The 13,469-nt window shown below is 64.8% G+C and carries 14 protein-coding genes; 8 read left to right on the forward strand and 6 right to left on the reverse strand.

Going from position 1 to position 13,469, the window contains the following annotated elements:
- Positions 1 to 58: 58 nt before the first annotated feature.
- Positions 59 to 562, forward strand: a complete 504-nt coding sequence (locus AC3WS4_RS03395; protein WP_492736536.1) for a L,D-transpeptidase family protein — start codon at positions 59 to 61, stop codon at positions 560 to 562.
- Positions 563 to 570: 8 nt separating this feature from the next.
- On the forward strand, positions 571 to 1,161 hold the full coding sequence (locus AC3WS4_RS03400; protein WP_492736534.1) for an NADPH-dependent FMN reductase: 591 nt from the start codon (positions 571 to 573) through the stop codon (positions 1,159 to 1,161).
- A 1-nt stretch (position 1,162) separates the two neighbouring features.
- Here AC3WS4_RS03400 and AC3WS4_RS03405 read toward each other — a convergent pair whose 3' ends face one another.
- Complete coding sequence (locus AC3WS4_RS03405) at positions 1,163 to 2,479, reverse strand: spinster family MFS transporter (protein ID WP_492736532.1); 1,317 nt, start codon at positions 2,477 to 2,479, stop codon at positions 1,163 to 1,165.
- A 113-nt stretch (positions 2,480 to 2,592) separates the two neighbouring features.
- On the opposite strand from AC3WS4_RS03405, the gene AC3WS4_RS03410 reads away from it, so the two are divergent.
- Positions 2,593 to 4,167 (forward strand): amidase, encoded by a 1,575-nt coding sequence (locus AC3WS4_RS03410; RefSeq protein ID WP_492736530.1) that lies wholly within the window; start codon positions 2,593 to 2,595, stop codon positions 4,165 to 4,167.
- 83 nt (positions 4,168 to 4,250) lie between these two features.
- Here AC3WS4_RS03410 and AC3WS4_RS03415 read toward each other — a convergent pair whose 3' ends face one another.
- Positions 4,251 to 4,736, reverse strand: a complete 486-nt coding sequence (locus tag AC3WS4_RS03415; protein ID WP_492736528.1) for a DUF2721 domain-containing protein — start codon at positions 4,734 to 4,736, stop codon at positions 4,251 to 4,253.
- Positions 4,733 to 5,953, reverse strand: coding sequence for an LL-diaminopimelate aminotransferase (locus AC3WS4_RS03420; RefSeq protein WP_492736526.1), 1,221 nt, complete (start codon positions 5,951 to 5,953; stop codon positions 4,733 to 4,735). Before AC3WS4_RS03420 ends, AC3WS4_RS03415 begins: the two co-directional genes overlap by 4 nt.
- Before the next feature lie 113 nt (positions 5,954 to 6,066).
- On the opposite strand from AC3WS4_RS03420, the gene AC3WS4_RS03425 reads away from it, so the two are divergent.
- From AC3WS4_RS03425 to clpS, 3 genes are all read left to right on the forward strand, one after another.
- Positions 6,067 to 7,845: a PHA/PHB synthase family protein gene (locus tag AC3WS4_RS03425; RefSeq protein WP_492736524.1), complete on the forward strand. Its 1,779-nt coding sequence runs from the start codon at positions 6,067 to 6,069 to the stop codon at positions 7,843 to 7,845.
- A 122-nt stretch (positions 7,846 to 7,967) separates the two neighbouring features.
- Entirely contained in the window at positions 7,968 to 8,681 is a 714-nt protein-coding gene (locus tag AC3WS4_RS03430) for a phasin family protein (RefSeq protein ID WP_492736522.1), read from the forward strand.
- A gap of 217 nt (positions 8,682 to 8,898) precedes the next feature.
- Complete coding sequence (clpS, locus tag AC3WS4_RS03435) at positions 8,899 to 9,225, forward strand: ATP-dependent Clp protease adapter ClpS (RefSeq protein ID WP_235535542.1); 327 nt, start codon at positions 8,899 to 8,901, stop codon at positions 9,223 to 9,225.
- A gap of 1 nt (position 9,226) precedes the next feature.
- Here the strand turns inward: clpS and AC3WS4_RS03440 are convergent, their stop codons facing one another.
- A complete protein-coding gene (locus AC3WS4_RS03440) occupies positions 9,227 to 9,718 on the reverse strand; it encodes a winged helix-turn-helix transcriptional regulator (RefSeq protein ID WP_492736520.1) in 492 nt (163 codons plus the stop codon).
- A gap of 189 nt (positions 9,719 to 9,907) precedes the next feature.
- Between AC3WS4_RS03440 and AC3WS4_RS03445 the strand changes: the two genes are divergently transcribed.
- Positions 9,908 to 10,639, forward strand: a complete 732-nt coding sequence (locus AC3WS4_RS03445) for an SDR family oxidoreductase (RefSeq protein ID WP_492736518.1) — start codon at positions 9,908 to 9,910, stop codon at positions 10,637 to 10,639.
- Complete coding sequence (locus AC3WS4_RS03450) at positions 10,633 to 11,247, forward strand: 2-hydroxychromene-2-carboxylate isomerase (RefSeq protein ID WP_492736516.1); 615 nt, start codon at positions 10,633 to 10,635, stop codon at positions 11,245 to 11,247. Before AC3WS4_RS03445 ends, AC3WS4_RS03450 begins: the two co-directional genes overlap by 7 nt.
- On the opposite strand, the gene AC3WS4_RS03455 is transcribed toward AC3WS4_RS03450, so the two are convergent.
- On the reverse strand, positions 11,244 to 12,194 hold the full coding sequence (locus AC3WS4_RS03455; protein ID WP_492742631.1) for a DMT family transporter: 951 nt from the start codon (positions 12,192 to 12,194) through the stop codon (positions 11,244 to 11,246). The two genes, AC3WS4_RS03450 and AC3WS4_RS03455, sit on opposite strands and share 4 nt — an antisense overlap.
- Positions 12,195 to 12,250: 56 nt before the next feature.
- The gene (locus AC3WS4_RS03460; RefSeq protein ID WP_492736512.1) at positions 12,251 to 13,261 is read right to left on the reverse strand and encodes a DUF3011 domain-containing protein; all 1,011 of its coding nucleotides are present in this window, start codon (positions 13,259 to 13,261) and stop codon (positions 12,251 to 12,253) included.
- Between the last annotated feature and the right edge of the window lie 208 nt (positions 13,262 to 13,469).

Below are 13,469 nucleotides of genomic sequence, written 5' to 3' on the forward strand. Positions count from 1 at the left end.
TTGGGAGGCCGCGCTGACAACCACTTGCCGGAGACCGCCAAAGGCGTAGGGTCGGACGATGCGCTCCGCCCTCCCCCTCGTGTACCTGCTCATCACGGCCTGCGGATCCGCCGCGTCGCAGCCCCCGCAAATACCCCAGAACGCGAAGGCCGACCGCCTGCTGGTCGACAAGAGTGACCGCACCCTGATCGCCTTTGTCGGCAACCGCGAGATCGCGCGTTACACCAATATCCGCTTCGGCGACGCGCCCGAGGGGCATAAGCAGTTCGAGGGCGACGAGCGCACGCCCGAGGGCGACTACAGGATCGACGGCCGCAACGCGAAGAGCGCCTATCACCTGTCGCTGCGCATCTCCTATCCCAATGCCGCCGATCGCGCTTATGCGAAGGCGCAAGGGCGATCGCCGGGGGGCGATATCTTCATCCACGGCCAGCCCAATCGCTGGCCCGGTCCGCCGCTCACGACCGACTGGACCGACGGCTGTATCGCGCTGTCGAACGGTGAAATAGAGCAGCTGTGGGACCTGGTTCCCGACGGCACCTTGATCACCATTCGCCCCTAGGAGCTTCCATGTCCCGCAACATTCTCGTCTTCTACGGCAGCTACCGCCGCGACCGGCAGGGGATCAAGCTCGCCCACTGGCTGGTCGAAGCGATCGCGGCACGCGGCGACAGCGCCGAACTGATCGACGCCAAGGCGGTCGACCTCCCCATGCTCGACCGCATGTACAAGGAATATCCGGAGGGCGCGGCGCCGCCCGCGATGGCGGAACTCGCGGGCAAGATCCGCGCCGCCGACGGCTTCCTGTTCGTCACCGGCGAATATAATTGGGGACCGCAACCCGGCCTCAAGAATCTCACCGATCATTATCTCGAGGAATGGTTCTGGCGCCCCGCCGCGATCGCCTGCTATTCGGCCGGCCCCTGGTCCGGGGTGCGCGCGATGATGGGCTGGCGCGACACGCTGGGCGAAATGGGAATGGCGGTGATCTCGTCGATCCTGCCGGTCGGGCGGATCGGCGGCGCCTTCGATACCGACGGCCAGCCGGCGGGCGACGACGGCGCGCGGCTGGCAAAAAGCTTCCCGCGCTTCGCCGACGACCTCAACTGGTGGATCGACGCGGCGCGGGAACAGCGGGCGCGCCAGGCGCCGCCCTATTAACCTAACCCGACTTCAGTTCCGCCTTCAGCCGCAGGCTGGCACGCCAGAAGAAGAAGGCGGGGATCAGCCCCAGCCACGCCGCGCCATAAAGGACGTAACGCACGCTTTCCTGACCATAGGTCGGCGCCAGCATGTCCGACAGCACCCCGAACAGGAACGGCCCGAAACCCAGCCCGATCAGATTCTGCCCGAACAGCATGATCGACGCCGCGACCGCGCGCGCCTGCGGCCGCACAAGCCCCTGCACACAGCCATAGGCAGGACCGTAATAGGCCGAATTGAGGATCGTCGGGACGATCAGCAACGCCACCGCGACGCGCCAATCCTCCATATAATAGCCGAGGAACAGCACCGGCGCCGCGAGCGCCATGCCATAGGCGGGGAAGGTCAGGATATGCTTCTTGTCGCGCGGGCCGAACTTGTCGGCCATCTTGCCCCCGAGCCAGGTGCCGAGCACCCCCGCAAGCCCGAGCACGACCGCCATCGACAGCCCCGCCTCGGTCGTCGAAAGCCCATGGCTGCGGATGAAGAAGCTGATCGTCCACAGCGCCTTGCCATAACCGAGGAAGGCGACGACCGACGATGCGATCAATATGTAGACGAAAGCGCGCGAAGCGAAGATTTCGCGCATCGCCTCGCGGGTCGACAGCGGCACCACCGCCGCCGCGCTCGCCGCGGCTTCGGCAGTGCGGCTGTGGCGCGGCTCGCGCATCACGAACAACACGATCAATGCGAGCAGCAAACCCGGTGCGCCGACGAGCATCAGCGCGATCCGCCAACCATAGAGGTCGTTGACGATGCCCCCGATAATCAGCCCGAGCAGCGAACCGATCGGCACGCCCAGCCCGTAAAAGGCGATCGCCGACGAGCGTTTCTCGGCGGGCACGCTGTCCGAAATCAACGAGTGCGCGGCGGGGGTGCAGCCCGCCTCGCCGACCCCGACCCCGATCCGCGCGAACAGCAGCTGGACGAAATTCTGCGCGAGTCCGCACACCGCCGTCATCGCCGACCAGACGGCGAGCGCGAGCGCGATCAGCCGCACCCGGTTGGTGCCGTCCTTGTCGGCATAGCGCGCGATCGGGATGCCGAGCAGCGCATAGAAGACCGCGAACGCCGGTCCCGCGAGCAGTCCGAGCTGGGTATCGCTCAGCCCGAGGTCGGCCTTGATCGGCTCGGCGAGGATGTTGACGATCTGCCGGTCGAGGAAATTGAAGATATAGACGATCAGCAGCACCCACAGCATCGTCCGCGTCTGCGCGGACACGCCTGCGGTGGGCGGCGACCCGATGCTCCCGGCAAGGGCAGCTTTCTGGTTCATTCTTATCTCCCGTAACGCCATGGGAGCAGACCCGGCACCCCGGTGTCAACGCCGTTGCGGCGCGCCGAAATTCGCCGCTTGCAATTGCCGCTACGGCTGGCAGCTTCGCGCCCATGCAAAAAATTTCGCTGCTCGTCGCCACCGCCCTGCTCGCCGTCGCTCCCGCCGCCGCGATGCCGCCGCCGCTGCCGCCCGTCGAGGGCAAGGACGCCGCGACACTCCAGGCCGAGATGGAGAGTGGATCGATGTACGACGAACTGCTCACCACCCTCTATCTCGACCGCATTTTGAAGATCGACGACTATGGGCCGAAGCTGAACGCCGTCATCGCCACTTTCCCAGACGCGCAGAGCGAGGCGACCCGGCTGTGGAAAGAACGCGAGGCGGAGAAAAAACGCGGCCCGCTCCACGGCATCCCGATCCTGCTCAAGGACAATATCGAGGCGAAGGGGCCGGTGCCGACGACCGCCGGCTCGCTCGCGCTGAAGGACAATGTCACGAACCGCGACGCGCCGATCGTCGCGCGGCTGCGCGAGGCGGGCGCAGTCATCATTGGCAAGACCAACCTCAGCGAATGGGCGAACATCCGGTCGAACAATTCGACCAGCGGCTGGAGCGCGGTCGGCGAACTCACCAAAAACCCCCACGCGCTCGACCGCAACACATGCGGCTCGTCGTCGGGCAGCGCCGCCGCGGTCGCCGCCAGCCTCGCGCCGCTCGCCATCGGCACCGAAACCGACGGGTCGATCACCTGCCCCGCCGGGGTTAATGGCGTCGTCGGTTTCAAACCGACCGTCGGCCTTGTCAGCCGCACCCATATCGTGCCGATCAGCCACAGCCAGGACACCGCCGGCCCGATCACCCTCACCGTCCGTGACGCCGCCGCGGTGATGACCGTCATCGCGGGTAGCGACCCCGCCGATCCCGCGACCGCCGAGGCCGATGCGCGCAAGACCGACTATGCCGCCGCGCTCTCGCCCGACGCGCTGAAGGGCAAGCGCATCGGCGTGCTGCGCGACCGCATCGGAGACCGGACCGACGTCGCCGCACTGTTCGACGCGGCGCTAAAACAGATGGCGGACCTCGGCGCGACGATCGTCGAGATCGACGACAGCCGCAAAGGACTGGAGGAACTGGGCGCCGCCGAGTTCGAGGTGCTGATGACCGAGCTTAAGGCCGACATGGCGGCCTATCTCGCGGGCCTGCCCGGCAAGGACGGACCCAGGACGCTCGCCGACCTGATCGCCTTTAACAAGGCAGCCCCCGCCGAACTCCAATGGTTCGACCAGTCGCTGTTCGAACTGGCCGAGAGCAAGGGCGGACTCGACAGTCCCGCCTATGTCGAAGCCAGGGCCAAGGCGGCACGGCTTGCGGGTCCCGAGGGGATCGACAAATTGTTGAAGGACAAGCGCGTCGACCTCCTCGTCGGCGTCACCAACGGCCCGGCGTGGACCAGCGACCTCGTCAACGGCGATCATTATAGCGGCCCGAGCGTCAGTCAGCTTCCCGCCGTCGCCGGCTATCCGCACCTGACCGTCCCGATGGGCGCGGTCGAGGGCCTGCCGATCGGTGTCAGCTTCATCGGTGCGAAGTGGAGCGATGCCGATGTGCTGAGCGCCGGCTATGCCTATGAGCAGGGGAGCCGCAAGCGCATGACGCCGACCTATCGGGCCAGTGTGACGCCATAGGCAACGTCATCCCCGCGAAGGCGGGGATCGCTGGCGTCCAGACAGGCTGGGAGCGGCCCCCGCCTTCGCGGGGGCCACGATCATCACCGTTTATCCCGCCGGCGCTTCCAGCCCATTTCCTCAAGCTCGAGCAACTCCATCGGTACATGGATGTTGCGGATCGCCATCCGCACTTCGATCAGGAACAGCACCAGCGAGGCGAGCAGCAGCAACATCGCGATCGCGAACGCCCATGACGCGGCGAGTCCTAGGTTAAACCCGGCGATCGCCTGCGCAAACAACAGCGCAACGAGCAAACAGACGACGATGCCGCACGCGACGGCCGCGGCGATCGCGTTGTTGATCACATCCATCCGCCGATCAGCGGCACGTAGTTCGGCGACGACCCGCTCATGCTCCGCCCCCTCGGTCTCGGACCAGCGCTCCATCAACGCCCGCGAGCGGTCGACGACACGCGACAACCGCCCGGTCAGGACGTTGAGGAGGCTGCCCGTCGCAACGAGCAGGAACACCGGGGTGACCGAAAGCTGGATCGTCTCGGCGATCATCGCCGAGCCGGTGGACGTCATCCCTCGCCGCCCGCCGCAACCGATGGCGTGTTGACGCCGTGCATCTGGAGGAACTTGCGCACATTGCGCGCCGCCTGCCGGATGCGCTGCTCATTCTCGACCATCGCGATGCGCACGAAGCCTTCGCCGTCCTCGCCATAGCCGACGCCGGGCGCGACCGCGACCTTGGCATGGGTGAGCAGTTGCTTCGAAAATTCGAGGCTGCCCATCTCTTTCAGCGCGGGCGGCAGCGGGGCCCAGGCGAACATCGACGCCTTGGGGCTCGGAATGTCCCAGCCGGCGCGGCCGAAGCTGTCGACCATCACGTCGCGGCGCTTCTGGTACAGCTCGCGGTTCCTGGCGACGATATCCTGCGGCCCGTTCAAGGCCGCGCACGCGGCGGCTTGGATCGGGGTGAAGGCGCCATAATCGAGATAGGATTTCACCCGCGTCATCGCAGCGATCAGCCGCTTGTTGCCGACCGCGAAGCCCATGCGCCAGCCCGCCATCGAATAGGTCTTCGACATCGAGGTGAATTCGACCGCGACATCCTTCGCGCCCGGCACCTGCAGGATCGAGGGAGTCGGATTACCGTCGTAATAAAGCTCCGAATAGGCGAGATCGCTGAGGACCCAGACCTTATTCTCCTTCGCCCAGGCGACGAGCCGTTCGTAGAAAGCGAGATCGACCGCCTCGGCGGTCGGGTTCGACGGATAATTAACCACCAGGATCGACGGGCGCGGCACGGTGAAGGCCATCGCGCGGTCGAGGGCGCGCCAGTAATTTTCGTCGGGGGTCGTCGGCACGCTGCGGATCGTCGCGCCGGCGATGATGAAGCCGAAGGTGTGGATCGGGTAGCTGGGGTTCGGCGCCAGCACGACGTCGCCGGGACCGGTGATCGCGGTGGCGAGACTCGCGAGTCCCTCCTTCGATCCCATTGTCACCACGACCTCGCTTTCGGGATCGAGCTCGACGTTGAAGCGGCGCGCATAATAATTGGCCTGCGCGCGGCGCAGCCCCGGAATGCCCTTCGATTGCGAATAACCATGCGCGTCGGGCTTCATCGCCACTTCGCAGAGCTTGTCGATCACGTGCTGCGGCGGCGGCAGATCGGGGTTGCCCATTCCCAGGTCGATGATGTCTTCGCCCGAGGCGCGGGCGGCCGCACGCATCGCATTGACTTCGGCGATGACATAGGGCGGCAGGCGCTTGATGCGATAGAATTCATCTTCGGACATGGGAAACTAGAACAACTCCTTTTCGTTATCGGTAATAAGCGCGAACGGCCGCTCGCCAGCCGCGCCGCGGCTTGTTATAGGCATAATCTCCGGACAGACCAGCAGGAACCAGCATGAGCGACACGGGCAAAGACGGCACATCGGAAACGCCAAACCCCTTCATGCCCGCACCCGACGACCTGCAGCATTGGACCAGCGTCATGGGCCGGGCGCAGCAGATGATGCTCGATTACGCGATGGGACAGGCGAACGAGGGCAAGACCGGTGCCGCCGCGATGTTCGATCCCGCGGGCTGGCTGAACAGTCCCGCGACGCAGGCCTGGGCCGAGCAGTCGGCAAAAATGTGGGAACAGGGGGTTGCCTTCTGGACCTCGCTGGCGACGCTGACCCCGGGCTTCACCCCCGACGCGCCTGCCGAAGCGCCGAAGGACAAGCGCTTTGCCGATCCCGAATGGACCGAAAACCCCGCCTTCGCGCTGATCCGCCAGACCTATGGCCTGCTTTCCGACCAGTTGCTGGCGACGACGCGCCAGATGTCGGGCCTCGACGAGAATGCGCGCAAGAAGATGGAGTTCGCCGCCAAGGGCATGGCCGACGCCTTTTCGCCGTCGAACCTAGCGCTCACCAACCCCGAAGTGATCAAGCGCGCGGTCGAGACGCGCGGCGAAAGCCTGCTCAAGGGGCTCAAGCACATGCTCACCGACCTGTCGCGCGGGCAATTGAGCCATGTCGATCCCGACGCGTTCGAGGTCGGGGTGAATATCGCGACGACGCCGGGCAAGGTGATCCATGAGACCGATCTCTATCAGCTCATCCATTATGCGCCGACCACGAAGGACGTGTTCACCGTCCCGCTGCTGATCTTCCCGCCGTGGATCAACCGCTTCTACATCCTCGACCTGAACCCCGCGAAAAGTTTCGTGCGCTGGGCGGTCGAGCAGGGGCTGTCGGTATTCATGGTGTCATGGAAATCGGCCGACGCGTCGATGAAGGACGTGGTCTGGGACGATTATATCGCGGCGCAGGTCGATGCGATCGACACGGTACGCGACTTGCTGGGCGTCCCCGCGGTCCACACGATCGGCTATTGCGTCGCTGGCACCACGCTGGCCGCAACGCTCGCGATGCTGTCGGCCAGGCAAGAAGCCGACAAGGTCCAGTCGGTGACCTTTTTCACCGCGCAGATCGATTTCGAATTCGCCGGCGACCTCAAGATGTTCGTCGACGACAGCTATCTGGCGCTGCTCGAACAGCTGTCGGCGCCGGGTTTCCTCGATGGCCGCTATATGGCGGCGACCTTCAACAGCTTGCGCGGGCGCGACCTGATCTGGAACTATGTCGTCAGCAATTACCTGCTCGGCAACGACTATCCGCCCTTCGACCTGCTCTATTGGAACGGCGACACCACCAACCTGCCCGCGAAGTGGCACCGCCAATATCTGGTCGACCTCTATCGCGACAACCGGATGGTGATCCCGAACAGCCTGTCGGTGTGCGGCACCCCGCTCGACCTCAAGAAGATCAGGACACCCGCCTATATCCAGGCGGGGCGCGAGGATCATATCGCGCCGCTCGCCAGCGTCTGGCGGCTGATGGACCATTTGTCGGGCCCCAGGACCTTCCTGCTCGCCGGTTCGGGCCATATCGCCGGGGTCGTCAACCCGCCGGCCGCGTGCAAATATCAATATTGGGTCGGCGACAGCGACGCCGCCACGCTCGACGACTATGTCGCCAGCGCGCACGAGACCAAAGGCAGCTGGTGGCCGCACTGGATCGACTGGATTGCCACACAGGATAGCGCAAAAACCGCCGTTAAGGGTTCGCGCATTCCCGGAAAAGGTGCTAAGAAGGCGATCGAGGATGCCCCCGGCCGCTACGTCAAGCAGCGGTAAAATCGGGGAAACAAAGGGCCAATAAGGCCGCGAGCAACAATTTTTGTGCAGTGCACAAAAATATCCTTGAAATCGCCACGCCACTCCTATATTGTGCACTGCAACATAAAGGAGTTACCCCGATGGCTACCAAGATGGATAGTGCCGAAAAGGCTTTCGAAGCCGCGACGCTGGAAACGCCGGCGGCGACTCCGGCCGCTCCGGTCGAAACCGCTGCCCCGGCAGTGGCGAAGGCCGCTCCGGCGCCCGTAAAAACCCCGACGGTGAAGGCAAAAGCCAAGCCGGTCGCAAAGAAGGCCGCGGCCCCCAAGGCCGTCGCCAAAAAGGCCGCCCCCAAGAAGGCGGTCGTCAAGACCATTGCCCCCAAGCCCCTGAAGGCCGCACCGAAGCCGGTCGCTGCCGCCACCAAAGGATTCAAGACCATGAACGACACCGTCAAGAAGTTCGCCGACGAAGCGAAGACCCGCGCCGAAGCGCTGACCGCCGATTTCAACGCGAAGGCCAAGGAAGCCGTCGAGTTCAACAAGGCGAACCTCGAAGCCCTCGTCGAAGCCGGCAAGATCGCCGCGAAGAACGCTGAAGTCCTCGGCCAGGAAGGCGTGACCTTCGCTCGCAAGAGCTTTGAAGACACGACCGCCGCGCTGAAGGGCTACACCGCCGTCAAGTCGCCGACCGAATTCTTCAAGCTCTATGCCGAAAACAGCAAGAAGGCGTTCGACGCCGCTGTCGCGCAGACCTCGAAGACCAGCGAACTCGTCGTCAAGATGGCGAACGACAGCTTCGCGCCGATTTCGAACCGCGTGTCGGTCATCACTTCGAAGATGAAGGCCGCCTAAGGGCCTTCCTCTTCCCGTTGGCGCGGGCGTCTCTCCCCTCCTCCCAGCCTGCGCCGACAAACCAAGACCGCTCGCATCCTTCGGGTTGCGGGCGGTTCTTGCTTTCGGGGTTCTCACAAAAGGGGTTAATGATGCCCCTCCCCCTTGCGATTCCATCGCGGCGTGCGATATTCCGGTGACAATGCTTCCAGTTCAGACTCTCTCCCCTATCCGCGCCATGGCGGACAAGGACGATGGCACGCCCGGCCCGCCGGGCGTCGGCATCGCGACACGCACCCGCGCGAAGGCCAAAAAACCCTCGATGTACAAGGTGCTGCTGCTCAACGACGACTATACCCCGATGGAATTCGTCGTGATGGTGCTCCAGCGCTTCTTCAACATGGACATCGAACAGGCGACCCAGGTGATGCTCCACGTCCACCAGCAGGGCGTCGGCGTGTGCGGCGTGTTCAGCTATGAGGTCGCCGAGACCAAGGTCAATCAGGTGATGGACGCCGCGCGGCAGAACCAGCACCCGCTGCAATGCACGCTGGAAAAGGCCTGAGCTAACCCGCCCGCCGCGCCTGTTCGGCCTTCAGCGCCGGCGACGGCTCGCCCTTCAAGTCGCCATAGCCCAGCGCCGCGCCGCACCCCGGGCAGACCGTCGCCGTCCCGACATCGGTGCCGCACGCGCGGTGGGTATAACGCATCGCCGGGCCGTCGCCGGTCTCGCCATCCGCATACGCCCACCGCTCGGCCCAACCGCGCATCGCATAGAGCACGTCGAACAGATCCTTGCCCTTGTCGGTCAGCCGATATTCGTGGCGCAGCGGCTTGTCCTGATAGGCATGGCGTTCGACCACGCCTTCCTTTTCCAGCAGCTTGAGCCGCGCGGACATAAGCTGCGGGCCGAGTCCGGTGTTCGCCGCGATCGCTTCGAACCGCCGCCGCCCGAAGAACAGGTCGCGCAGGATCAGCAGCACGGCGCGGTCGCCGAGCAGTTCGGCTGACCGTCCGACGGGGCAGAAAGTATCCGAAAGATCCGCACGTCTGGGCATCTATCGTCCTCCCTACTCGTCATTGCGCGCGAAGCGAAGCAATCCAGAGCGGTTTACGCAGGCTCTGGATTGCTTCGCTTCGCGCGCAATGACGCGGTTTTTTGTCGCAGTACAATTGCCACCCTTCGTGGAAAAACCACTTGTCACTATGATTATCATAGTTATGATGGACGGCAAGAGGAGAGTCGCATGTCCAATCCAGCCGCCGTCATCATCGGAGCCGGCGACGCCACCGGCGGCGCGATCGCGCGCGCTTTCGCCGCCGAGGGCCTCACCGCCTGCGTCAACCGCCGCGCGCGCAACGCCGACCAGCTCGAATCGCTGGCGCAGTCGATCCGCGATGCGGGCCAACAAGCGCGCGCCTTCCCTGGCGACGCCCGTGAAGAAAGCGACATGATCGCGCTGTTCGACCAGGTCGAGGCCGAGATCGGGCCGGTCGAGGTCGCGGTGTTCAACATCGGCGCCAACGTCAATTTCCCGATCACCGAGACGACGGTGCGGGTCTACACCAAGGTCTGGGAAATGGCGTGCCTCGGTGGCTTCCTGATGGGCCGCGAGGCGGCGAAGCGCATGGCGCCACGCGGTCGCGGCACGATCCTCTTCACCGGCGCGACCGCGAGCTTGCGCGGCGGTTCGGGCTTTTCGGCCTTTTCGGGCGCCAAGGGCGCGCTGCGCATGCTCGCCCAGTCGATGGCGCGCGAACTCGGGCCGCAGGGCATTCACGTCGCCCACACGATCATCGACGGCGCGATCGACACCGACTTCATCAAGGGCCGCCACCCCGATTTCGACAATGCCAAGGCGGCCGACCTGATCCTCAACCCCAACGCCATCGCCGCCAATTATGTGATGCTCCACCAGCAGCCCAAAAGCGCCTGGACCCACGAACTCGACCTCCGCCCATGGGGAGAAAAATGGTGACCAAAACCGCCCAAAAGACATTGGAACTCATCTTCGATTTCGGCAGCCCCAACGCCTATCTGACCCTGAAAGTCTTACCCGAACTGCTCGACCGCACCGGTGCCGACCTGATCATCACCCCCTGCCTGCTCGGCGGCATCTTCAAGGCGACGGGCAACAGGGCGCCGATGATCCAATACGCCGACGCGCCCGCGAAGATGGCCTATGAAAACCTCGAGATGCGGCGCTTCATCGACAAGCATGGCCTGACAAAATTCCGCCTCAACCCGCATTTCCCGGTCAACACCCTGCTCATCATGCGCGGCGCGATCGTGGCGGAGGATGACGGCAACCTTGACGATTATGTCGAGGCGGTGAACCGCGCGATGTGGGAAGATGGGCTGAGAATGGACGATCCGGAGGTCGCCGCGGCCTTCCTCACCGCCAACGGCTTCGACGGCCCCGCGCTGCTCACGCGCACGCAGGAACCCGAGATCAAGGCGAAGCTCGCCCAAAACACCGAGAGCGCGGTCGCGCGCGGGGTGTTCGGCATCCCGACCTTTTTCGTCGGAGAGGAGATGTTCTTCGGCAAGGACCGGCTGGCGCAGGTCGAGGAAGCGCTGGGCTAAGCGTCTGCGGCGGGCTGCGGCGGGCGCCCGGCGACCAAAATCCCGGCGACGATCAGCGCCAATCCCACGATGTGGAACAGGTGCAGCACCTCGCCGAGAAAGAGCATCGCCAACCCTGCCCCCATCAGCGGCATGATATTCATATACTGCCCGGTCGCCGCCGATCCGATCAGTTCGACGCTACGGTTGAAGAAAAGATAGGCCAGGAACGACGGAAAGATCGACACATAGGCGATCGCAAGGGCGCTGCCCGTCGCCGGCACGATCAAGCGTCCCGACCAGATTTCCGTCGCATAGACCGGCATGATTACCATCAGCCCGACCATGATCGATGCGGCGAGAAAGCTGAGCGGATGCACCGCCGGGCGACGGCGGAGCAGCACCGAATAGAGCGCCCACAACATCACCGCGACGGCGATGATCGCGTCGCCGCCATTCAGCCTCAACGCGAGCAGCAGGCCGGGGTCGCCGCGCCCGATGATGATCAGGACGCCCGCCAGAGACACGGCGACACCCGCGATCTGCCGGGCGCCCGTCCGATCGCGCATCACCAGCGCACCGACGATCAGGATCAACGCCGGCTGCGCCGACTGGATCAGCATCGAATTGAGCGCGGTGGTGGTTTGCAGCCCGGTATAGAGCAAGGTGTTGAACGCACCGATTCCCAGCGCGCCGAGGATCAGCATGACCGGCCAACGCGCCCGCAATGCGGGCCAATCGCGCTTCAGATGCGGCCAGGCGAGCGGCAACAGCAGCGCGAGCGCGATCGTCCAGCGCCAGAAGGACAGCGCGGCGGGCGGCACCAGGTCGCGCGCGGCGCGCCCGACGATCGAATTGCCGGCCCAGAACAGCGCCGTCATCGTCAGCAGCAGATAGGCCCGCGACCACAAGGCCGCAGCCGGCCCATTCCCCTTCACCATGGCGGCGCGACCCTGTTCTCGTCTCATGCTTCGTCACCCGGCTTTCGCCGGGATGACGGCAATATCCAAAACGCCGTAGCGCGCTAGCTGAAATCGAGCTGGATGATCTGGCTCGGCGTCGCCCGGCAATACATTTCGACCGTCCGCGCCCCGTCGGGATAGGTCGCGGTCATCGTGGCGCGGATGCGCCAGCCGCCATTGCCCTGCTCCAGCGACACCAGCTTGTCATAGCTCAGCCGCGTGCCGCCGGTGACCCCGATCTGGCGTGCCGCGTCGTTCATGCAATTCTGCACCGACGGCCGCGCCGCGCTCGGCAACGCCGACAGGTTCGCGCTCAGCGTCGCCGGCGGTCCGGCAGGATAGGTGGCGGGCTCATCGGTCGTCGTCTCTTCGCCCGCCGGGGTTTTCTTCTTCTTGCTCAGCAGCAGCGCGAGCAGCCCGCCCGCGACCACGACGCCGCCGATGATCAGCCCGGTGCTCGGCCCCTTGTCCTTCTCGGGCCGGGGTCCGGGCAGCGGGGTCAGATTGTTGTAGCCATAGGCGAATTCGGCCCGGCAACCGTCGTTCACCCAGATGTAGTTCGCGGTATAGCCCCATTGGCGCCCGTCGTTGCACTTGCCGCCGAGCCGCCGCACCAGCTCGACGCGGTTGTTGGTCTGCACATTGCATTGTTCGTAGCGGCTGCCGCGCGATTCGCAGCGGATCGTCCCCGCATAATCGTCGACCGGCTGCGGCAGCGGCACCGGATAGCCGCCGCCATTGCCGTACCCATAGCCATAACCGAATTCGGCACGGCAGCCGCCCGACACCCAGATCTGGTTGGCGGTGAAGCCCCAGTCGCGCCCCTTCGAACAACGCCCGCCGATCACCCGGATCAGGTCGACGCGATTGTCGGTGCGCACATTGCAGCGCTGGAGCTTGTTCTTGCGCGATTCGCAGCGCAGCGTCCCGGCATAGCCCTGGTCGCGCGGCGGCTGGATCTGCGGGCCGCCCGAGCCGGGATAGGGATAGGTCGTCTGGGCAAGAACCGGCGGCGCGAGCTGCGCCATGATCAACGACGCCGACGTGGCGATGGTCGCGACAATATTCCTCATGCCCTTGCCCCTTCTGTTCTGAAAACCGACTCCGTCCAGTAACGTCCCTCTACTTCCCGATATTTGCACCAATGTTTCCACGTTTCGGTGCGCATTGCCATCGCAAAAGACCGGGTCCGGCAGGCAGGACTTAACCATGGGCGGCATCACTTCCCTTTCGGCGCAGCCTCGCTTAGGCTGCACCCTGCCATCCACCGCAACCGGAGGG

Source organism: Sphingopyxis sp. EU05-FHT14B03, from assembly GCF_058790875.1.

Bases quoted from the DNA above. Each gene is read 5' to 3' on its own strand.
- AC3WS4_RS03395 (WP_492736536.1), top strand. From the start codon at position 59: ATGCGCTCCGCCCTCCCCCTCGTGTACCTGCTCATCACGGCCTGCGGA.
- AC3WS4_RS03400 (WP_492736534.1), top strand. From the start codon at position 571: ATGTCCCGCAACATTCTCGTCTTCTACGGCAGCTACCGCCGCGACCGG.
- AC3WS4_RS03405 (WP_492736532.1), bottom strand. From the start codon at position 2,479: ATGAACCAGAAAGCTGCCCTTGCCGGGAGCATCGGGTCGCCGCCCACC.
- AC3WS4_RS03410 (WP_492736530.1), top strand. From the start codon at position 2,593: ATGCAAAAAATTTCGCTGCTCGTCGCCACCGCCCTGCTCGCCGTCGCT.
- AC3WS4_RS03415 (WP_492736528.1), bottom strand. From the start codon at position 4,736: ATGACGTCCACCGGCTCGGCGATGATCGCCGAGACGATCCAGCTTTCG.
- AC3WS4_RS03420 (WP_492736526.1), bottom strand. From the start codon at position 5,953: ATGTCCGAAGATGAATTCTATCGCATCAAGCGCCTGCCGCCCTATGTC.
- AC3WS4_RS03425 (WP_492736524.1), top strand. From the start codon at position 6,067: ATGAGCGACACGGGCAAAGACGGCACATCGGAAACGCCAAACCCCTTC.
- AC3WS4_RS03430 (WP_492736522.1), top strand. From the start codon at position 7,968: ATGGCTACCAAGATGGATAGTGCCGAAAAGGCTTTCGAAGCCGCGACG.
- clpS (WP_235535542.1), top strand. From the start codon at position 8,899: ATGGCGGACAAGGACGATGGCACGCCCGGCCCGCCGGGCGTCGGCATC.
- AC3WS4_RS03440 (WP_492736520.1), bottom strand. From the start codon at position 9,718: ATGCCCAGACGTGCGGATCTTTCGGATACTTTCTGCCCCGTCGGACGG.
- AC3WS4_RS03445 (WP_492736518.1), top strand. From the start codon at position 9,908: ATGTCCAATCCAGCCGCCGTCATCATCGGAGCCGGCGACGCCACCGGC.
- AC3WS4_RS03450 (WP_492736516.1), top strand. From the start codon at position 10,633: ATGGTGACCAAAACCGCCCAAAAGACATTGGAACTCATCTTCGATTTC.
- AC3WS4_RS03455 (WP_492742631.1), bottom strand. From the start codon at position 12,194: ATGAGACGAGAACAGGGTCGCGCCGCCATGGTGAAGGGGAATGGGCCG.
- AC3WS4_RS03460 (WP_492736512.1), bottom strand. From the start codon at position 13,261: ATGAGGAATATTGTCGCGACCATCGCCACGTCGGCGTCGTTGATCATG.